This is a genomic window from Leifsonia sp. Soil_N53 (assembly GCF_057655165.1).
Window position 1 is genome coordinate 1 of the sequence record NZ_JBDGMM010000035.1, and the last position, 18,298, is coordinate 18,298.

Consider the following 18,298-nt stretch of genomic DNA (forward strand, 5'->3'; position numbering starts at 1 on the left):
ATGTGCTCTGGCCGATCGCCGTGATCGGGGCAGGCGCGTTCCTGATCGGGCGAGCGCTCCGGCGTCGGAGGCAGCCTGAGGACGGGGCCGATGCCGCATCCGATGCGACCTCGTCCGGGAGCGCGGATCGCTCGTGAGCCCTCTACAGCGTGTCAGGACGACCGCCTGTCAGGACGCAGCGCTTGCGCTGTCGGATGCCCCTGCGTCCTGGACCATCATCCCGATCATGTTGCCTGCGGGATCGCGGATCATCGAGAACGTCCCTACACCGGGCACGCTCGTCGGCTCGACGACTCGTGAAGCGCCGAGCTTCTCCGCGTTGGCCAGGGTCGCCTCCAGGTCGTCGACAGCGACGTAGACGGTGAAGTAGGGCGGCATGCCGCCGCTGGTCTGCAGGACACCTCCGGCGAGCGCACCCTCTCCTGGTGAGATGAGCCAGTACTCAGGGCCGGAGGGCCGGACTTCCCAGCCGAACAATCGGCCATAGAAGTCGGCGAGCGCACCGCCGTCCGGTGCCCCGAACTCGAAGTGGATTACGGGATGGGACATGACCTTCTCCTTACGAGCCCGGGTCGCTCACGTTCGTCCATTGCCGACTGTGAATACACGACGGCACAGCAGCACCCCTACGACCGTGTCGGCGAGCACGGCGAGCACGTACAGCGAATACGTGCCCGCGACGAGCGCCAGGGGCCAGCCCTCCGCTTGGGCCTCGCCAGATGCCAGACCGGTGCTGTTCGCGGTGAGACCGATCAGTGCGAACAGGGCCACGATGAGGGCCAAGCCGGTGGCGGTGGCCCACCGGAATCGACGCGTCAGGATCGCTGCTGCGAGTAGGCCGGCCGCGCCGGCGAAGACGACGGCGACGAGTTCACCCGGGATCAGGTAGTCGAACCGGGGCCGGCCATCCACGATCAGCGCCGCGACCATGAGCACAACCGGCGCGGCGAGCGGAGCACCGATCAGCACGGTTCCGCCGACGGCCAGCACCCGCGCCCCGAGCACCCGGACGCGCGACTCCTTTTCGGTGATCGTGTGGGGTGAGTACGACGACTCATGCTGCATGTACACACTGTGCATGTGCGACGGACTGGACGCGTGGGCCGAAAGTCACGTGGGCCGAGCGGCAATCCGATCGGAGTCACGCGCTCGATGGTGACGGACGCCCTCGACCCGTCAGCCGCGGCCCGGCGGGTCGAGGGCGATCAGTTCCCAGATCGCTGCCGGCAGAGAGGGAGCAGCCATCGTCATCCCTGGCCGCCACCACGCCGTCGCGATGAATTCGTGATCGGATCGCTCGATCACTCCGATGCCCTCCGCATCGTCGCCATCCTCCTCGAAGAGCACGAAAGAGCCGCCCTCGTACAGAGTGAAGCGTCGTCCGTCCACTTCGAATTCGTCGACTTTCCTCAGCAACATCGTCATCACCCCAAGCACGCACGGCTGGGCAGAAGGGGCGGGAGGACTCGGGAAAGTGTTCGCCGGCCCGACCTACTCGGTCGTGGACCCACGTCTTGACAGCAGGATAGATTCACCGCGCGCAGGGGGCAACGGACTTCGACCTCCTGCTATCGCCGCGGATCGAAACCCGTGAGCCTGTAGTGCGGACGGCTGCCCGAGGGACCTATGACCCAACACGGCTGCTCGGGTTGCCTCGATTGTGGTCTCCGGAGACTACGAGTGCAGGGAGCGCTCGGTGTTCGGGTGGATGATGGACGATGCGTGGCCGTTCTGTTGGGCCTCGTGGCTTTTTGTCCCACTTCTGCTGATCGGGATCGTTGTTCTCTGGTGATCGTGCTCACCCGGAACGGCGGCCCCCGGACTGCGGAGGAAGCACTGCCGTCTGGTGGCGCCAGGCATGTCCTCGATCAACTCGCGCAAGACGGCCCAGGGATTGAGGCTGTCGAAGACTGGCTCTACTCGCGGAATACGCCGGCTTCGTGGTTTCTGGATCCGCGAGGCTGATCACCACGCCGCGATAGGGCTCCACGATCTCAGGTCTTCTCGTAGCCGAGGACGGCCATCATGCCGGATTCGGCGTGGTAAGTGTTGTGGCAGTGAGTCATCCAGAGGCCGGGGTTGTCGGCGTCGAGGAGAACTCTAAGGGTTCGGTGCGGGAGCACGATGGCGGTGTCTTTGCGGGGGCCGCCGTCGAGTTGGAAGGTGTGCCCGTGGATGTGGAAGGGGTGCCACATCATGGTCTGGTTGGCGATGGTGAGTTGGACGCGTTCGCCCTGCCGCACGGCGTAGGCGCCGTCGAGGGGGTTGTTCATGTCGAAGGCTTTGCCGTTGATGCCCCAGTCGTAGTTCATCATTCCTCCGGTGAGGGCGATGTCGATGCGACGGTCGGCGGTGCGGGGTCCCAGCACGTCGGCGGGGGTGGCGGTGAGAATTGACGCGGTGATCGGCGACGTTCTCGGCACAGAGCCGTCGGCGCTGGGTGTGGGACTGCTGGGGTTCGAACGAAGGACGGCGAAGCCGCGGGCGGCTTTGCCGACGGCTTCGGCGAGGATCGGGAAGGCGCCGTCGCCGATGGTGAGGATAGCGTCGTAGCGTTCGCCCATTCCGAGCAGGATGCTGTCGCCCTGGACTGGGTTGACCGGGTATCCGTCGGTGTGGGTGACGGTGAGCCGATGGCCGCCGACGGAGAATCGGAACGCGGTGTCGCCGCCGGCGTTGATCACTCGCAGGCGTACTCGTTGCCCGAGTTTGGCGGTGAAGGTCGCGGGGTCTGCTGTTGGGTGGCCGTTGATGAGGTAGTAGGGGTAGTAGACGTCGCCGGAGTCGCCGCCGAGCAGACTGGAGCCGGTGCCGGTGAGCAGGTTGCCGTTGCGGGTGGGGGTGCCGTCTTTGCCGCCGCCCATCATCCCGCCCATGCCTCCCATTCCGCTCATGCCCTTCTTCAGGTCGGCGAGCACGTGGTCGGGGGTGGCGGTGACCCCGTCGAGCCAGTCGTCGAGAACGAGTACCCAGTCGTGGTCGTAGCCGAGCGGTTCATGCGGGTCTTCGATGATCAGCGGGCCTTGGAGGCCGCGGTCGAGTTGCGGGCCGACGTGCGGGTGGTACCAGTAGGTTCCGGGAGTGTCGGCGGTGAAGTCGTAGTCGAAGGATGCTCCGGGGCGGATGGGCTGCTGGGTGATGGGAGGCACGCCGTCCATGTCGTTGCGTAGCGCGATGCCGTGCCAGTGCACAGAGGTGTCGTCCGGCAGCTGGTTGACCACATGAGCCCGGATGGTGTCCCCAGCAGTGGCGCGGATGGTTGGTCCAGGGATCTGGCCGTTGTAGGCCCACGTGGAGGCGGTGCGGCCTGCCAGATCGATGTCGGTCCTCCCCGCGGTCAGTTGGACGCGGGCGGCGTGTCCGGTGCGTCGGCGTGCTTCCTCAGCCGTGGTGACCGGGCCGCTGGTCGCTGTGAGGAGGTTCGGGCCGCCGGTGCAGGCGGCGAGGGCGAACGCGGAGGCGACGCCGGCGCCGCCGAGGAGGAGGCTGCGACGCGTGATGCGTGGAGGGTTCATCGGGAGGCCTCAGCGAGATCGCCCTGACACGGGCGGGACAGAAAGGGGGGATGGCGACGCCGTCGCGGGGTGGGGGGAGAGGCGACGGCGCCCGCAGTCTGGGGGGCGGACGGTGCGAAGCTCATAGCAGCAGCTGTTCATTCGGTCGCGTCACGGTCGGACGTGCGACCAGCCCTCGCGTTGCCGCAGCACGAGGTGCGCGATGCCGGAGGGGACGATGACCGCGCCGGGGACGAGCCGTTCGGGTGGGATGTCTTCGCTGCGAAGGGTGTTCCTGCACGCGGTGACGACGAGGCCCTGGTCGTGGAGCGCTTGCACGGCCTCGCGCTGCGGGCTGTCCTCCAGGAGGATGCTGATGCCAGGGCCGTGCGTGACGAGCTCGATGTGCGTCTCGTGGCCGAGGGCGTCCATCAGGTTTCTCACGTTGCGCAGCACCGAGTGGTGCTTGCCGGGTTCTGCTTCGTCGAGGTGGACGACTACGCCAGGGGTCACCGCGTCTGCCATGCGTTCAGGCGAGGGTCATGAAGAGCTTCTCGAGTTCTTCGACGGTCATCGGGTCGGTGGTGTCCTCCGGATCGTTCAGACATTTCTGCATAGCGGTAGAGATGATCTGGAAGCCGGCCTTATCGAGTGCGCTGGATACGGCCGCGAGCTGTATGACGACGTCGCGGCATTTGCCCCCGTTCTCGACGGCGGCAATCACGGCGTTGAGTTGGCCTTGCGCGCGGCGCAGCCGGTTCAGCACCGGCTTGATGTCGGCGGGGGTGGGATTCTCTGCCACGGTTTCCTTCTTTCTGCGGGGTGCCGGTGGCGGGCTCGAAGGCGCACCTCGGTACCCTCCAGGGTATCGCGGGGTGGTCATTGGGTCACGCTCGCACTCGCGAGCTCGGCGGGGTCGATTGCGCGGACGTGCTGGATAAGGTCTTCGAGGGCGGCCGCGGGCAGCGCGCCGGGTTGTGCGAAGACCAGGACACCGGCCCGGAAGGCCATCAGGGTCGGGATCGAGGTGATACTGGCGGCGGCGGCGAGGGCCTGCTCGGCCTCGGTGTCGACTTTGCCGAAGACGATGTCGGGGTGCTTTTCGGAGGCGGCCTCGAACACCGGAGCGAACATGAGGCACGGGCCGCACCAGGCCGCCCAGAAGTCGACCAGCACGATGTCGCTCTCCTGCAGTCGGGCGCCGAGGGTGTCGGCGGTCAGGGCGAGGTCCTCTTCTTCCCGCTTGCTGTGACCGTGCGTTTCAGCAATCGGGCGGCTGCCGTGGACGAGCCTGGCGCTCGGGTTTCTGCCGTGGTCGCCGTGGTGATCATAGGAGGCTTCATCGCTCTCAATGTCGCGGCTCTTGTCTTCGGGTAGATGGGCCGGTCGCCCAGTGCCTTCGCGGGACGTTCGCCCTTGAAACCCTCACCTGCCCAGCGCAGCATCAAATCCCTAGCGGGCAGCTCGACACGAGAGGGGACCACCCATGAGTCTCACGGTCGGAGTCGTTTTGGGTCTTGCGATCGGGCTCGCACTGGGATGGTTGTTGGGCCGTCGATTGGGCTCGAAGAGGCCGGTCAAACCCGGTGCCATCTCATGGGCGGCATTTGGTCTCGGTCTCGCGGCAGTGCTGGTGCTGGCAAGCGCACTGTTCCTTCCTCTCGAGCTTCCCGGTGCCGTGGGGTCGGCGTTCAATTCGGCGCAGATCTCCGTTGTGCTGTCGGTGGCGGGTGTGACGGACGCGGTCTGGGCGGTCGTGCGGCGCGACCGTCATTGGGTCTCGTGGACCGCGTTGGTCGTGGCCGCACTACCGACGGTGTTCTGGGCGCTGTTCGCCGTTGGGCACGTGTGGGAACCCACTGCGTGACTTGCAGGCGCCGGGCCGGCGACCAGCCCGGTCCTCCTTCTCGCTCGCGAAGCACGGAGTCCCCAACGGGAGGTCAGCGTGCCGCGTCGAATGCGGCGGCCAACCAGTGCCGTACTTCCTGGTCCACTTCTTGTGGCGAGTTGAGTTCGAGGTGATGCATCCAGACGTTGGGGGAGGGCTGCACGATCTGCTTGAAGCGAGCCGATTCGAGAGGCGAGCGAAGAGCGATCGAGAGCACCGCGGGGACCGCCGAGTTCACATATTGACCTGGTCGCCACACGTAGGCGAACCCGCGACGGCGCCGAAATGCCGCTTCGCTCTTCGTGACGTGAACATCGGACGCTCCGAGCTCCTCGATCGCAGCGCTGATGCAGCCGAATATCTGGTGGCCTGGCGTGCCGGCCGGAAAAAGGGTCTCCAGGTTCCGGGCGTCCTCTACATCGAAGTCGAGCACAACTCTTCCTCCCGATGCTTCCGGCGATGCCACGACAGTACGCTCCGATCTGCAGAAGCGAGCCCGTGCCAGTCGTGTCGCCTCTCGAAGGGGTTGCCTGTGGCTGCGCCCTCACAGCATGGATCAGTCTCGTGATCGAGGGGACCAACTGCCCTTCGGCGCGTTACGGGCACGAGCAAGACTCGAGGAATGGGCAGCCTGGGCAATGGCGCAGCGGGGAGATGCAGATGAGTAACAGAATCCCTCCAACTGAACGGGGAGCGCTTGGAGCCGGTCTCGCGTACTTTCGTGTGGGAGCGGGCAGACCGATTGTCTACTTGCCTGGGCTGACAACTCATCACAGGCAGCCACGAGGAATGGATCATTGGTTCCAGGTCGGCCAGGTGAAGCCGTTCAGTTCGCACCGTGAGGTGTGGTGGGTGCAACGTCCCGAAGGGTTGTCGCCCGGGACCACAATGGAAGGTATCGCGGGCGGTTATGCGGCCGCGCTGGGCGATGTGTTCGACGGTCCGGTGGACGTCATCGGATCCTCGACGGGGGGAACCGTCGCACTGCAGCTCGCCGCCGATCACCCGGGCATTGTTCGAAGGCTCGTGCTCTTGTCATCGGCATGCCGTCTCGGAGCGTCGGGTCTGGCAGCCGAACGCCGAATCGCCGAGAACGTACGCGAAGGGAATACACGGCAGGCGAACGCGCAGATGATGTCCATGCTGGCGGCGAGCACACTCAACCAGAGGCTGTTGGCCGCCTTCGGTTGGCTGCTGGGGCCGACGCTGAAGGGCGAAAGCGTGAGTGACATGCTCATCACCATCGACGCCGAGAACGCCTTCGACCTCACTGCCCGGCTGCCGGACATCGCCACACCCACATTGGTGATCGGGGGCGGACGGGACCGGTTCTACGGTGCGGAAGTGTTTCGGGATACCGCTTCCGGCCTCCCGAACGGGCGGCTGGTTCTTTATCCCGGCAAAGGTCACGCCGCGACGCAAACTGATCGCAGGAGCATCCAAGAAGCGTTGCACTTCCTTGAGGCTGCGTGAGGCTCGTCGTACCCGGGCGGTCACGAGCGCATTGTCACGAGCTGCGTGGCCCGAGGACCTCGAGTCTGCTGTCGTAACTTTCGCCGGTCCGGTTGTCGGTCCGGCCGAGCTCTCATCGACGGTCATCGCACTCGGACTTCCGAGCGGCGCGACGTCGCCGATGGCCCGAGCACTCGCCGCCCTGTCGGAGTCAGGCCAGCCAGCGATCTTGACCTATCGGCAGCTCGCGGTCGATGGCATCGGCACTTGTCCGCAGGTCGTCTGGGCATGTGAGAACCCCGGGGTGGTCGCATCTGCCGCGGACCGTTACGGGCCGCTGCGCCACCGCTCGTTTGCGTCAACGGACAGACTGGAGCCGCTGTGGTCCGCTTGCTGACGCGACTGGGCGAGGACGGTTCTAGCCTTCGGCGACTTCGACGCGGGCGGGATCTCGATCGCTCGAACCTTGGCACGAAGAGGCCCATGGTTGCCACTCGCAAACGATCGTTCGAGCACGAGTGGCGACGAAACACCTTTGAGCTTTCGTCGCTCAGAACAGCCCCGTCGCGCCCGGTCGCAATCGAGTCGCGAAGCCGAAGACGAGGGGCCCGATGATTCGCCCTGTGATGGCTAGCGTGATCAGCGGTATGGAGTCCAGGATTCGCGCGATCGGGAGCAGGACGAGGCCGATGACCGCGACCGTGGCGGCGATGATCGCGACGCGCTGCCAGCGGCGTCTGGGCATGATCGTGCGCAACAGCCGGAGTGGCCGCCACGTCCGGTCGGCGGCCATGCGTCCCACCAGCGCCAGCAAAATCCAGCCGACGTAGCCAAGCGACATCAGAGCGCCGGCCAGGAAGAGCGAGGCCATCACTGATGTGAGGTATTGCTCGGCGGCCCGAGCTGTGAGATCGCGATACGCGAGGTAGCCGAAGATCGTCAGGACGCTGGCAGCGACGATGCAGATGGAGACCGCGAACGCCGAGAACAGCGGCACACCCCGAGAGCCGGCGCTGAGCGCAGCCCACGTCTCAATTGCAGCCAGGCCAAGGAGGAACAAAGGTGGAATCGCCCATTCCCGAACTCGGATGGGCGCACCGGCAGGCAGAGCCGCCCACTCGGGCTTGGGCGCAGCCTCGTCTTCCACGTAGTGCAGAGTATTAGGTGCGCAGACCTGTCAGGAGCTCATTGAGTTGATCAATGAGCGATGTGCAATCAAGTCCACATAGGCCTTCAGACGCTGGGGAGCGCTCCCTCCTGAATCAAGGGCGCGTTCCAAGCTCTCGGCTTGAACGTGGGAGAGGTCACGTGCTCCACAAACTACCACCGCTTTCGGAAAGAACCCTCTCGTTGAGCCGATCAGCGACTGAGCCAAGGTCATCCTCGAAGAGGTCTGCGTACGTATCGAGCGTCATCGCAGCGGACTTGTGTCCCAGCATGCGCTGGAGAGCTTTGACGTTGGCGCCGGCACTCACAGCCAGGCTGGCGGCTGTGTGCTTGAGGTCGTGTGGGGTCATGTGCTCAAGACCTGCGTCGCGCAGCGCTGTCAGCCACCAGGATTGCCGGTTCCAAGCGGTATCGGGGCGCGCGAGATAACCGCCAGCACGGGCTGGGAACACGAGGTCGCTGCGCTTCTTCCCTTCGATGAGCGACTCGAGCCTTGGGGCGAGGAACGCTGGGAAGGGGACCGAACGGGCTTCCCAACTCTTCGGTGGTCCGACGTGGATGAGTCCGTCAACTTCAGTAGCGGTTTGGTGGATAGCAAGACGGCAGCGTTCGAGGTCGATGTCGTCCACGGTGAGCGCTACGGCTTCGCCCCACCGGATACCGGTGTAGGCCAATGTCAGCACAAGGACGCTGCGCTTGTCGTCGGGTACAGCCCGCGCGAAGCGGAAGACCTCCTCGTTGGTCAGATACCGGCGACGCTTCTTGCTCGCCTTGCGCGGGAGATTGCTCGCGCCCCGTGCCGGGTTCGCGGGAATTCTGCCATCGCGTACCGCAACGTCGAGGATCCCCGCGAGGATCCCGACCGCTCGGAGGACGACCCCGGCCGATCGTGGCTTGCCGGCGTTGCCTTGGCGGACTCGTACAGTCAGAGCTTTGCCCTGGCTCAGCTCCCGGATCCACTTTTCGACTGCGGATGGCCGGATCGCGCCGATCGGGGTCGCGGCCCAGCGTGGCTCGACGTAGACGCGCCAAGCGATTCGGATGGGGGAGAAGCTTGATGGTTTGAGGGCTTGTTCCTTGTTTGCGAGCCACTCTTCAGCGAGCTCACCGACAGTGATCTTGGACTGAGACGCCTCGAAGTAAGTCCCCCTCGCCATCGATACTTCGACGGTTGCGTTGTAGAGCTCCGCTTCACGCTTTGTGCGGAACCCTCGCTTCTCGCGCTGCTGGTGCTCGGGGTCACGCCAGCGCACACGATAGCGCCGGCCTTTGGCCGACTCGTAAGCGTCGATGCTTCCCATTGGCAGAACCTAACTCTCCCCACCGACGACGCCGGGAGGCGTTTTCCAGGATCTCCAAGTTCGACGGCTATCCGAGGATGGGTGCACTCTGGACCTGTGCGAGCGACACCAGAACCAAGACCGCGGGGAGCATCGGACGACGAAGCTGTCGAGCTTTGCGCCGAGTGGATGCGATACCTCGGTGAGATAGACGCGGTCGTGGCCAGAGGTGAACCGCACCGGATCTGCGATCTGTATGGTTCTCGTTACCTCGGGTGGGTTGAGAACGGGCGGGGGAACATCGGCTTGGAACTCGTTGAGCGTGCGGCGTCGCTCGTCACGTCCGACGGACGTCGGGGACTGATCTTTGTTCGTCGCGGCGTTCGTCCCGGAGCGATTGATCGCGCCGATCAGCTGGGTATCGCGATATTCGGGTTCGATCCGCGGGGCGGGACGTTGGACGGCGTCAATATCCTTGGCCGCCAACTGTGGGCGACGGGGCTCGCCCGGTAGAGCCCTCAGCTTGATCATTCGATGCCAACCGAAGCGGCGTGCCGCGCAGGAGCCTCGACGAGCGGTCCAGCGGCTGACTGGGCAGCGCGCCGCAGTTCCGACCTGGCGGCCGCTCGAGACTTCTCCATCGTTTCTTCTACCGTTCGGCGTTGCATCAGTTCGACCAGTTCTGATCTCGCAGCGTCTTCTGTCGGAGCAACGAGCACGACAGAGTTGTGCTCCTTGCCGCGAGTAAGACCGACATAGAGGCCCGCTGCGTCAACTCCCGGACCGACGAGGGAGCGGTCGGTCGTCTCGCCTTGGACTCCGTAGACGGTTGTGGCGTATGCGAGGTGAATGTGCGACGCGGCGTAGGCCAGGCTGACTTTCCGAAGGTCGGTCGTATCGCTGCTGGCGGCAAGGATGACGCTGTCCTTGCTGATGGTCTTCACGATCCAGTTCTGGCGATTCTGCACGTTGGCGACCGAGTCATTCCGGCGCGACTGAACTACGTCGCCGACAAAGATTGTCTGTCCACCCTGTCCGGAAACCGCGCGTCCCGTGGAGATCGCGCCAGATGCGATCCGGCGGGCCTGGATCGCTTCGCTGATCTCCTGCGCTTCAGTGTGAGTCGCCGTGACTAGGGATATCGTCTCTCGATCGCGTGCGGCGTCGAACCATCCTTCGACCATCGCCGCGCGCGCGGCGAGGTCGCTATCTGCCATCACAGCGTGCTCAGTACGAACGATGTTGGTGGCCACGCCCCACATGGCTGCCTGGTCTACGGGATCCCGAAGTCGAAGCATAAGTTCCGCCCACTCGGGATCTTTGAATCGATGCGTAGTCGTGAGCTCAACACGCTGAGGTGACCGGCGCCAGAAGAGCGCCATGGCACCAGAGTGCCCTACCGGGAGGGCTTGTTGCTCGTCGCCGACGAGAGCGACTCCCGCGCCGGTGGCGTGCGCGACATCGAGGAGGGCTGACGCGGCCTCGAGGTCCAGCATGCCAGCCTCGTCAACGACGATGCGGTCACCCCGATCGATGCGGATCCGTGGGCCGTTGTAGATTGCCCCCGTCACCAGATCCCTCTCGCCAATCGAGAGGCGCTTCCACACGGTTGCCCCGGACGCATCAGCTGCCCAGCGCCATCCAAAATCGTGAAGGAGCTGGTGGAGGGATGACGATGCGCTCATCGTCTCGCGTCCGGCGACAGCGGAAGCCTTCTTGGTTGGTGCGACGATGATCATCTTGTGACCCCGACGCCGCAGCGCTGCCCCAGCCACCTTGAGCATCGTTGTCTTGCCGGTGCCGGCCGGGCCGGAGATGACGACACTAGGCGAGGTGCCACCGATCGCTGCCGCGCCATCGAGCTGCCCATCATCCAGAACTCGGTCGGGTTCGATTGCGTGGCCGATCGCGGCGACCTCGACAGTGTCGAGGATCTGCCCAGGCGCGGAGAACGCGTCGACCTTTTGCGCGAGCGTGGCCTTCAGCGTGGCGGTGGAGACCGCCATGAGGTGCTTGACGTGCTTCGGAGCGTCCGGCTCGGAGATCAGCGTCACTGTTGGGGAGTGCGCTATGACTTCCTCAGCGAGTTTCGCGAGGTCTTCGCGGTTGGCGACGACGCCTGTCGCGGCGATCGCGCGGAGCGCCCCGGCGCGCACGTCCATCCAGCTGAAGCGGCCGCCGCTGCCGGTCGAGCGGGCATCCGCGTCGACAACAGCCTGGGCTGCCAGCAACCCGATGTCGAGGTCCTGGACGGCGATGTTAGGTAGCGGCGCGGGGGAGTGCTTCAGTCCGAGCACAGGGTCGGCGGTAAAGAGTTCTTCACGGACGAGCGCCGCCCAGTCGTCTTCGTCCAGTTCGCCCGGCTTGTTGGGTCGGCCGACGGCCCACGCCCAGTGGTCGATCTGACTGAGCACGTCATGGGAGGGCTCCTGCCCAGGGTGCTGCTGGCTCCACCAGGCGATCCGCGAGAGCTTGTTGGCTTCGATCTGCGCCGATCGCTTGGACATCGGCCGCACCAGATGCTGCAACTGGCTGATCTCCCCTTCGTCGTTGAGGGTGAACCCTCTGGCAGCGAGGGCGTTGATCCAGGTGGGGTCGGTGCGGGAGGCGAGGTCGCCTTCGGCGTTGATTACGTTCTGGAACCGCAACGTGACCCTCGTGTCGACGTTGGACCACTTGCCGTCTTGGCCTTGGACTTTGACGTTCAGCCAGAGGTGGCGGTGCTTGTGCGGGTCCAGGGAGCGGGATCGTTCGTGGCGGAGTTCGACGACTTCGATCCGGGCCAGGTCTTCGCGGATGACGCCGCCTTTGCCGCGACGGGCGTTGAGCTCGGACTGCCACAGCTTGATGATCCGATCCCGGAGTCGGTCTTGCAGGTCTTCGTAGGCGGCGGCCAACTCGGGGTCGAGCATGGCGGCGATCGAGAACGACTTCGGCGCGTTGATCGTCGCATCCAGAATCAGGTCCGCCACGGGGACCTCCAGGTCCCGGCCGCGGCGTTCACCGGTGAGGGGGTCGAGGCCGTCCACCCAGTCCTTGAGCTGGACTCGGGTGAGGAGGTCGTCGCGGATGGCACCGTTCTCGACGATGTACCGGGTCATGACGGCGTCGGCGTAGCCGGCGGCGGCGATCACCCCGTCGGCGGTCTTGGCGGTGAGGGTGGCGTCACAGACCCCGCTGAAGGCGTAGTTGACCGCTTGCTTGACCCCATGGGAGGACTGTCCCCGCTTCCATCTGGCTACTCCACCTCGCACCTGCACTCACCTCCCGCTAACCTGTCTCGGGCTTCCCGAAACTCGACAGTCTTGTCCTTTCGGAAAAAGAACTCCCTCTACTTATTACTTCCGGTTCGGCGAGCGTTTTGGCGCGCATTTGGCGCGCGCTGCTGCTTTTCACCGAATCCGCTCCCTGTCCCGACAGCGGTGAGCGGCCGAATGTGGCCTGTGTTTCCGGCGGTTTGAGCAGGCAGTCCGCCCTCGGCTGTGAATTTCCTAGCCGTGACGACTTCGACGAGCTCATTGAGTGCAGAACCGTCCGTTTCGCGGCCACGGCAGCTCACGTTGGAGACGTCCGACAGTCTCGCCGGCGAGCTGCGCTGCGGTGCGGTGTCCGAAACGATTGCCCTCATACCTACACGTTGTGTTTCCCAGCCGGATTTGACGCGCAAATCCGAAATTCGCAGAAATCACTCGCTCGCGACCAGATCCCAGCGGACGGCATGCGGGTTCCCACGATGCTGAATCGTTCGGCAATACAGCTTGGCCGATGGTCGCTGACTCAGACGCGAACCGCTCGCAGCACGGGCTCCTTCAGAGCGATCCGGGTGAAGTTGACGAAGGGCACGCACGCTGCTTCCGCCGTGAGGGCCGCGAGCCAGCCGATCGGGGTGATCGGGTCGGAGGCGATCGCCCACCCGTCCATCACGTACTGGCTGACGGTCTCCACGCAGTCTTGCTTCTCGGCTGCGCCCGGGTTCGAGGACCCTTCCACGCCGATGAGTCCGCCTTGCAACTCGGGTGCCATGTTGCTGGTGTCAATGATGAAAACACGCATCCCGCTCACTCCCAAGGTCGATCAGTTTTGAGTGCCTTTCCGGCGGGTGATCGAGAGCGAGCGGACGGGGCGGAGTGCCGGGACCGTGGAGTACCGGGGGAGCGCAGCAGAGGAGGATACGCCGCGAAAGCCCGGCACAGAGCACCGGGAGGGAGCTACGATCGGGCGGCGGAAAGACACTCACGTCCCTGACGAGAACGGTTCGGCGCAGTCGAATCCAAGCCCGATTCCTCCACGCGCTCTGCAACTCACCGGACCCACGTCGCCACTGTGCGCGTTCGCCTGGGCAGTACTCGGCTCGATCCTGATCACCCAGACCGAGGTGCTGCAGGGCATGTTCGCCACCGTTCCGCTCACCGCCGCTCAGTGGGGCATCTGTCTCGTGCCCGGGGTGGTGCTGCTGCTGCTGCTGCTCGGCGAGCTGCTCAAGGTGGTGCTGGCGCCACAAGTCGGCGCCGTCCCACGATCGGGCGACGGCACGCCGTAACGCAACGGTCGCAGTGCGATCGCGATCGTGACAGCTATGTGGCAGGGCTAGTTGAAGATGGCCCACTCGGCACGGTCGAGTGTTGTCGGCTGACCGTGAGCGATGACCTGCCAGTGCTTGTCGTCGCGGCCCGCGTATTCGACGAGCAGGGTGGTGTACTTCCAGTCGCCGGCGACCCGGTTCCACCGGATCAGCGAGATGAGCTGGCCGTTTCGCAAATACGGAACCGGTGAGGTCTCGTCGGGGTGCGGTTGGTGGGCGACGGATGTTCGAATGGTCACGGCTGTACCTCCCCAAACCGCCGGCACTGGTCCTCGCTCGCGAAGTGCCGGAAGTGCCGGGTGTGCACAGTGTGACTCGTGTTCTCCGGATTGGCCAGCCCCATCGGAGACGTCATCGTCTCGCAGCTCGCGTGCGCCACCAGCGCGTCCACGGAACACCTGTAACCGTGGGAAACCCGACGCCGCACGCGAACTCGCTGCCGACCGCGCGAGCCGACGGGTCAGGACCGCAGTTCGCGCCCGTGCACGGTGACCGCGTAGATCACGAGCACGTCGAGGGCGACCATGATGATCGCCCACCACGGCTGCGCGGGCAACGACATCAGGTGGGACACCGCATTGATCGCGACGATGATGACGACGAGCACGCGAGCCCAGGTCTTTCCGGTCAGCAGGCAGGCGGCCGCGACGATCAGGGCGATACCGACGATCAGGGACCACCATCCCCAGGCGGCAACGTTGAACGATGCGGCTCTGCCGTTCGGGCCGACGAAGTACGCCGTGTTCGGCCCGATAATGGCCATGATCCCGTAGAAGATGTCGATGGCGGCTCCGATGAGCAGCACGACCCCAGCGAAGTAGATCCAACCGACCCAGCCGGTTCGTTGCGCTGGTTCCCGAGTCTGTGTTTGAGACATGATTGCCAACTTCCTGTGTGCAGGTGAAGCGCGAAACTGCTGTCAGCCGAATCATGATGCGCGCATCCGAGGTGTGGCAATGGGGCATTTTATGCTCTAAGGGCGGCTTCAGTGACCGCCCGGGATGGCCGTTTGAACGCGCGTCTGAAGTCCAAGATCTGGCGACCAACGGCTCGATCGAGATGGTGTGAATCAGGTCGTAACGGAAGCCATTCCACGTATGTCTTGTCTCAGGACATCGGAAGCGGAAGTGTCTCAGGACATCGGAAGCGGTTGGTGTCTCAGGACATCGGTGACAATTCGTCGGGTCGCGGGTTGGGTCGGCGGCCGCGGGGTCGGCCGTTGCTGACGTATTTGACGCCGGGTGAGGGCCAGGGTTGTTCGATGATGAGGGTGCCGTCGAGGTCGAAGAACATGATGGTGGGGCCGGTGTCGAGGATCGCGATGCGTTTCTTGCTGTAGTCGCGGCTGATGCCGAAGCGGATGCCGTGGAACTCGACGCTGCCGCCGCGGTCGACGAGCTTGACGCGGATGCCCTCGTCGCGTCGACCGAGGCGGGAGTCGTGGGCGGGTGGCCTGGGTGATTCGGCTTTCACGGCTCATTCCTCAAAGATCGAGGAGAAGTGGCACCACCAAACAGCGCCGTAGTGTCTGCCTCAGGCGATTGGTAACGGGAACGGCGATGCTACGTAGGTAGACGTGCATCGCCGTTCGTGGCGGCAAGCAAGGTAAGCATGCAGCCTGGGCCCTTGGCCGTGTGCTGCTCGCTTGCCCGCCAACAACAACGATATGGCGGTGTTGGCAATTGCCGCAGGGTCTTAAGCCCTGCTTCCGGCGTGCTCGCTGGTGCGACACTCGAACTGAGTCGGCCGATCCATTGAGGCCCGGGATGGGATGAGGGTCGGCGGCCGCCACGCGACCTGGACCCGCGGTTGAAGCGGGGTGGATGATCGCAGCCGGCGGTCGGCTCGCGTCACGGCGACAGGGGTTTCCGTGACGCGAGCCGCTTCGGCCCGGGCTTTCCATCTCGCGGGCGCGATCGTATTCTTCGTGACGTAGGTAGACGCGACCGAGTCGTATCGAGCCCGAACCCTCCGCGAGAGTCCCCTCATCCGGCCCAGCCGTGCACGTGAACAGCAAGGCGGGGACTCATGCTGAGCAAGGTTGATGAATTCGAGGTGCAAGGAAGACGCTTCACTCTTTACGAGGGCGGTTCTTTCATCCTGTTTGAGGAGGATGGCGACGGGGCAGAGGGCTTGGGAACGATCACGCGATCGGACACGGGGTTCGTTGTGACGGCCTGGTGGAAACCGGGACTGACGATCATCGCTTCCACGCTTCCTGAAGCGGTTAGCAAGCTTGTCGAGCTCGCCACGAATGATCATTGAGCGGCGCCCACGGTAATTCTGGAGCTCGGCGCCCGGCAGAAGCCGGTCTTCGTCGCGCGCCGTGCATCCGGTGGCCACTGGGTGATCGCGAGACGGACACGGGGATCAACGGGTTCGACACGGCTCATTCCTCAAAGATCGAGGAGAAGTGTCACCACCAAACAGAGCCCTTGTGTCACCGATGTCCTGAGGCAGATTCGTCACCTATGTCCTGAGGCATAACAAAGCCATTCCACTTAAGTGCCTACGTGCATCGCTCTTGGCTTCGATCTCTTGGGGCCCCTTCTTCCTTTGGCCTTGGCCCTTCACGTCTTTGCTCTTGACTTATTGTCTCGTCTCAGTCCTTTCGTCTCCTTGTTGGCTGGTCTCTATCTCCTTGGTCCGCGCGATCCCGGCTGAACCGATATTCCTGCTGGGGCGTCGGCGTGGCAGCTCCACTTCTAGTGGATGTGTCTGAGGCAACAGATACGTTTGCGCCTGAGAAAGGTAATAGCCGCAACGGGTAACAGAAGGATGGCGATGTTTGACTATCTCGTCGCGAATGCGCCCGCGTTCGGAGTGATTGTTACCGGCCTGGGCGTGATCGTCACGGTCGCGCTGTTCCAGCTCCAGTGGGTACGACAGAGGAAGGAAGCTCGACTTGCGGCCCGGCAAGAGGTTGTATCGCGGGTGCTCGATACTGTCGAGCGGGCATCGCGCGCTTACGCTCTATATCCACTCAGCAGGCTCTGGACTCGGTCGGAAATGGAAGTCATCTTGGTCCTTCCGCGACTGATCCTGGAGCTGGATTCTAGCGATCAAGCCATCGCGATTTGGGTCGCGCGCCAAGTTCAGCGCATGCAACTACAGCCGACCGATAAGGGCGCGCTTGGCGTCGCTCATTCTTTGGCACTCCAGCTCGCCGAGTGGCACCAAGGAAGCCGTGGTCGTGAATGGTTTTCGGCCGAGCTAGCCAGGGACCCATTCCAGCCCGACTTCGTTGTACCGAAGAGCGTTGTCGCCAAGCGATGGTTGCACCAGTTCCGCGACACGGGGGTAATGATCGGTGGCGTGGCCATATTTCGCTGGGCTTGGAGACGCGCCCTGGGCAATTGATTGCCAGCTAAGCCAAGGTAACGAAGTTCAGAGAAGACGTTTCGGGGAAATACTTCAGACCTACTGCCAGCTTCACTGCCGGATTGCCAGAGCGCTTGAGCTCGAGCACGATGTTGAACTGAACGGTCCCATCAACGTTTTGCTGGAGCCGATAGATGTAGTCGTTGTTGATCTCGGCACGGATTACTGCTGCCAATTCGACATCATTTAGTCGGTCTAGACCTGCGAGCTGTAGAAGGCCGATTTTCGATTCACGGTGAAGATACTCGAATTTGCCGTCGGGGAAGACGACTTCGAAGTCGTCAAGCGCCATCGGTTCGTCCGATATCGCATTTAGCGATATCAGAACGTCGTCCTGGTACGACGGCAGAAGCTCCGACTGGATCTTGTATGAAAGCAAGGGCGAATGCAGTTGGCTGTTTACGCTCACGACCTCCAGCCCGAAATTCGGGAACGGGTAGCCAATCTCGTTTTGGTTGCTGACCCAGGGCTCGTCGGATCCGTGGTCGAGGATAACGATTCCTTTGTGCTTGATAAATGCGGTTGGCAACATTGTGCTTACGACGGTTCGAAAATGCGATTTGTACGTCGTAGGAACGTATCCCAGGTACGACCTCTCCGCCAGAAAGGCATTGTGCATACCCTCGCGCTGCGAGGGCGACATGTTCGTCAAATATACGCAGTAGATATATTGCTGGCCCCAGTCGTCGAACATGCCGGGCACGAGACCGGAGAGTCGCGCTATTGCACGAGTCGTGGACGGAGCCAGTCCAATATCTCCGGAAAGGACACTCAGCGTCGAATTTCTACCCAAATGGGGCAATAACTTCTTCGCCACGGCCCTGCCATAAAAGCCAGAATCGATCATGTCGATATTGAACAGCAGCGCCATTTCGTGGCGATTGCCAGTTGATGGGACGAGCGCTGGGCCCAAGGCGTCGTAGGAAACCCCGGCTTGTTTTAGCGAAGAGATGAGAGTGCGGTGGTGTTCGCGAACCCAATCGCCAAACTGCGCAGGGGACATGCGAAAGTATGAGCGATCTGCAAGGAGGCCTCCGCTGCTTCGAGCATTTAG

The 18,298-nt window shown here is 63.8% G+C and carries 22 protein-coding genes; 6 read left to right on the forward strand and 16 right to left on the reverse strand.

The features are described from left to right. Nucleotides 1–168: 168 nt before the first annotated feature. From AC3A3H_RS02750 to trxA, 7 genes are all read right to left on the reverse strand, one after another. Nucleotides 169–549, reverse strand: coding sequence for a VOC family protein (locus AC3A3H_RS02750; protein ID WP_487613013.1), 381 nt, complete (start codon nt 547–549; stop codon nt 169–171). Between the two features lie 27 nt (nt 550–576). Then, nucleotides 577–1,065, reverse strand: a complete 489-nt coding sequence (locus AC3A3H_RS02755) for a hypothetical protein (RefSeq protein WP_487613014.1) — start codon at nt 1,063–1,065, stop codon at nt 577–579. 111 nt (nt 1,066–1,176) lie between these two features. Continuing rightward, the gene (locus AC3A3H_RS02760; RefSeq protein WP_487613015.1) at nt 1,177–1,425 is read right to left on the reverse strand and encodes a hypothetical protein; all 249 of its coding nucleotides are present in this window, start codon (nt 1,423–1,425) and stop codon (nt 1,177–1,179) included. 569 nt (nt 1,426–1,994) lie between these two features. Further along, nucleotides 1,995–3,515 (reverse strand): multicopper oxidase family protein, encoded by a 1,521-nt coding sequence (locus tag AC3A3H_RS02765; RefSeq protein ID WP_487613016.1) that lies wholly within the window; start codon nt 3,513–3,515, stop codon nt 1,995–1,997. A gap of 150 nt (nt 3,516–3,665) precedes the next feature. Continuing rightward, the gene (locus AC3A3H_RS02770) at nt 3,666–4,019 is read right to left on the reverse strand and encodes a DsrE family protein (protein WP_487613017.1); all 354 of its coding nucleotides are present in this window, start codon (nt 4,017–4,019) and stop codon (nt 3,666–3,668) included. A 4-nt stretch (nt 4,020–4,023) separates the two neighbouring features. Beyond that, the gene (locus AC3A3H_RS02775) at nt 4,024–4,296 is read right to left on the reverse strand and encodes a metal-sensitive transcriptional regulator (RefSeq protein ID WP_487613018.1); all 273 of its coding nucleotides are present in this window, start codon (nt 4,294–4,296) and stop codon (nt 4,024–4,026) included. Between the two features lie 77 nt (nt 4,297–4,373). Further along, a complete protein-coding gene (trxA, locus tag AC3A3H_RS02780; protein ID WP_487613079.1) occupies nt 4,374–4,763 on the reverse strand; it encodes a thioredoxin in 390 nt (129 codons plus the stop codon). A 217-nt stretch (nt 4,764–4,980) separates the two neighbouring features. On the opposite strand from trxA, the gene AC3A3H_RS02785 reads away from it, so the two are divergent. Continuing rightward, on the forward strand, nt 4,981–5,361 hold the full coding sequence (locus AC3A3H_RS02785) for a hypothetical protein (protein ID WP_487613019.1): 381 nt from the start codon (nt 4,981–4,983) through the stop codon (nt 5,359–5,361). 73 nt (nt 5,362–5,434) lie between these two features. On the opposite strand, the gene AC3A3H_RS02790 is transcribed toward AC3A3H_RS02785, so the two are convergent. Further along, a complete protein-coding gene (locus AC3A3H_RS02790) occupies nt 5,435–5,815 on the reverse strand; it encodes a DUF5655 domain-containing protein (protein WP_487613020.1) in 381 nt (126 codons plus the stop codon). A 227-nt stretch (nt 5,816–6,042) separates the two neighbouring features. Between AC3A3H_RS02790 and AC3A3H_RS02795 the strand changes: the two genes are divergently transcribed. Both AC3A3H_RS02795 and AC3A3H_RS02800 read left to right on the forward strand, forming a co-directional pair. Further along, entirely contained in the window at nt 6,043–6,855 is an 813-nt protein-coding gene (locus AC3A3H_RS02795; RefSeq protein ID WP_487613021.1) for an alpha/beta fold hydrolase, read from the forward strand. 291 nt (nt 6,856–7,146) lie between these two features. Further along, nucleotides 7,147–7,449: a DUF2399 domain-containing protein gene (locus AC3A3H_RS02800; RefSeq protein ID WP_487613080.1), complete on the forward strand. Its 303-nt coding sequence runs from the start codon at nt 7,147–7,149 to the stop codon at nt 7,447–7,449. Here AC3A3H_RS02800 and AC3A3H_RS02805 read toward each other — a convergent pair. The 4 genes from AC3A3H_RS02805 to AC3A3H_RS02820 form a co-directional block, all read right to left on the reverse strand. Next, on the reverse strand, nt 7,385–7,981 hold the full coding sequence (locus AC3A3H_RS02805; RefSeq protein WP_487613022.1) for a hypothetical protein: 597 nt from the start codon (nt 7,979–7,981) through the stop codon (nt 7,385–7,387). The two genes, AC3A3H_RS02800 and AC3A3H_RS02805, sit on opposite strands and share 65 nt — an antisense overlap. A 157-nt stretch (nt 7,982–8,138) precedes the next feature. Beyond that, the gene (locus tag AC3A3H_RS02810; protein ID WP_487613023.1) at nt 8,139–9,302 is read right to left on the reverse strand and encodes a site-specific integrase; all 1,164 of its coding nucleotides are present in this window, start codon (nt 9,300–9,302) and stop codon (nt 8,139–8,141) included. A gap of 506 nt (nt 9,303–9,808) precedes the next feature. After that, on the reverse strand, nt 9,809–12,415 hold the full coding sequence (locus AC3A3H_RS02815; protein ID WP_487613024.1) for an AAA family ATPase: 2,607 nt from the start codon (nt 12,413–12,415) through the stop codon (nt 9,809–9,811). Between the two features lie 643 nt (nt 12,416–13,058). Further along, a complete protein-coding gene (locus AC3A3H_RS02820) occupies nt 13,059–13,304 on the reverse strand; it encodes a hypothetical protein (RefSeq protein ID WP_487613025.1) in 246 nt (81 codons plus the stop codon). Nucleotides 13,305–13,668: 364 nt separating this feature from the next. Between AC3A3H_RS02820 and AC3A3H_RS02825 the strand changes: the two genes are divergently transcribed. After that, entirely contained in the window at nt 13,669–13,821 is a 153-nt protein-coding gene (locus AC3A3H_RS02825; RefSeq protein WP_487613026.1) for a hypothetical protein, read from the forward strand. Between the two features lie 47 nt (nt 13,822–13,868). Here the strand turns inward: AC3A3H_RS02825 and AC3A3H_RS02830 are convergent, their stop codons facing one another. From AC3A3H_RS02830 to AC3A3H_RS02840, 3 genes are all read right to left on the reverse strand, one after another. Beyond that, a complete protein-coding gene (locus tag AC3A3H_RS02830) occupies nt 13,869–14,102 on the reverse strand; it encodes a hypothetical protein (protein ID WP_487613027.1) in 234 nt (77 codons plus the stop codon). Between the two features lie 221 nt (nt 14,103–14,323). Then, nucleotides 14,324–14,740: a DUF7144 family membrane protein gene (locus tag AC3A3H_RS02835; RefSeq protein WP_487613028.1), complete on the reverse strand. Its 417-nt coding sequence runs from the start codon at nt 14,738–14,740 to the stop codon at nt 14,324–14,326. A gap of 281 nt (nt 14,741–15,021) precedes the next feature. After that, nucleotides 15,022–15,336: a hypothetical protein gene (locus AC3A3H_RS02840; protein ID WP_487613029.1), complete on the reverse strand. Its 315-nt coding sequence runs from the start codon at nt 15,334–15,336 to the stop codon at nt 15,022–15,024. Nucleotides 15,337–15,891: 555 nt separating this feature from the next. Here AC3A3H_RS02840 and AC3A3H_RS02845 point away from each other — a divergent pair. Together AC3A3H_RS02845 and AC3A3H_RS02850 are read left to right on the forward strand one after the other, a co-directional pair. Then, nucleotides 15,892–16,128, forward strand: a complete 237-nt coding sequence (locus tag AC3A3H_RS02845) for a hypothetical protein (protein WP_487613030.1) — start codon at nt 15,892–15,894, stop codon at nt 16,126–16,128. Nucleotides 16,129–16,647: 519 nt separating this feature from the next. Further along, complete coding sequence (locus tag AC3A3H_RS02850) at nt 16,648–17,223, forward strand: hypothetical protein (RefSeq protein WP_487613031.1); 576 nt, start codon at nt 16,648–16,650, stop codon at nt 17,221–17,223. A gap of 7 nt (nt 17,224–17,230) precedes the next feature. On the opposite strand, the gene AC3A3H_RS02855 is transcribed toward AC3A3H_RS02850, so the two are convergent. Continuing rightward, nucleotides 17,231–18,247: a hypothetical protein gene (locus AC3A3H_RS02855; RefSeq protein ID WP_487613032.1), complete on the reverse strand. Its 1,017-nt coding sequence runs from the start codon at nt 18,245–18,247 to the stop codon at nt 17,231–17,233. Nucleotides 18,248–18,298: the final 51 nt, after the last annotated feature.

Bases quoted from the DNA above. Each gene is read 5' to 3' on its own strand.
- AC3A3H_RS02760 (WP_487613015.1), bottom strand. From the start codon at position 1,425: ATGACGATGTTGCTGAGGAAAGTCGACGAATTCGAAGTGGACGGACGA.
- AC3A3H_RS02820 (WP_487613025.1), bottom strand. From the start codon at position 13,304: ATGGCACCCGAGTTGCAAGGCGGACTCATCGGCGTGGAAGGGTCCTCG.
- AC3A3H_RS02825 (WP_487613026.1), top strand. From the start codon at position 13,669: ATGTTCGCCACCGTTCCGCTCACCGCCGCTCAGTGGGGCATCTGTCTC.
- AC3A3H_RS02850 (WP_487613031.1), top strand. From the start codon at position 16,648: ATGTTTGACTATCTCGTCGCGAATGCGCCCGCGTTCGGAGTGATTGTT.
- AC3A3H_RS02770 (WP_487613017.1), bottom strand. From the start codon at position 4,019: ATGGCAGACGCGGTGACCCCTGGCGTAGTCGTCCACCTCGACGAAGCA.
- AC3A3H_RS02785 (WP_487613019.1), top strand. From the start codon at position 4,981: ATGAGTCTCACGGTCGGAGTCGTTTTGGGTCTTGCGATCGGGCTCGCA.
- AC3A3H_RS02755 (WP_487613014.1), bottom strand. From the start codon at position 1,065: ATGCAGCATGAGTCGTCGTACTCACCCCACACGATCACCGAAAAGGAG.
- AC3A3H_RS02795 (WP_487613021.1), top strand. From the start codon at position 6,043: ATGAGTAACAGAATCCCTCCAACTGAACGGGGAGCGCTTGGAGCCGGT.
- AC3A3H_RS02835 (WP_487613028.1), bottom strand. From the start codon at position 14,740: ATGTCTCAAACACAGACTCGGGAACCAGCGCAACGAACCGGCTGGGTC.
- AC3A3H_RS02750 (WP_487613013.1), bottom strand. From the start codon at position 549: ATGTCCCATCCCGTAATCCACTTCGAGTTCGGGGCACCGGACGGCGGT.
- AC3A3H_RS02765 (WP_487613016.1), bottom strand. From the start codon at position 3,515: ATGAACCCTCCACGCATCACGCGTCGCAGCCTCCTCCTCGGCGGCGCC.
- AC3A3H_RS02810 (WP_487613023.1), bottom strand. From the start codon at position 9,302: ATGGGAAGCATCGACGCTTACGAGTCGGCCAAAGGCCGGCGCTATCGT.
- AC3A3H_RS02855 (WP_487613032.1), bottom strand. From the start codon at position 18,247: ATGTCCCCTGCGCAGTTTGGCGATTGGGTTCGCGAACACCACCGCACT.
- AC3A3H_RS02845 (WP_487613030.1), top strand. From the start codon at position 15,892: ATGCTGAGCAAGGTTGATGAATTCGAGGTGCAAGGAAGACGCTTCACT.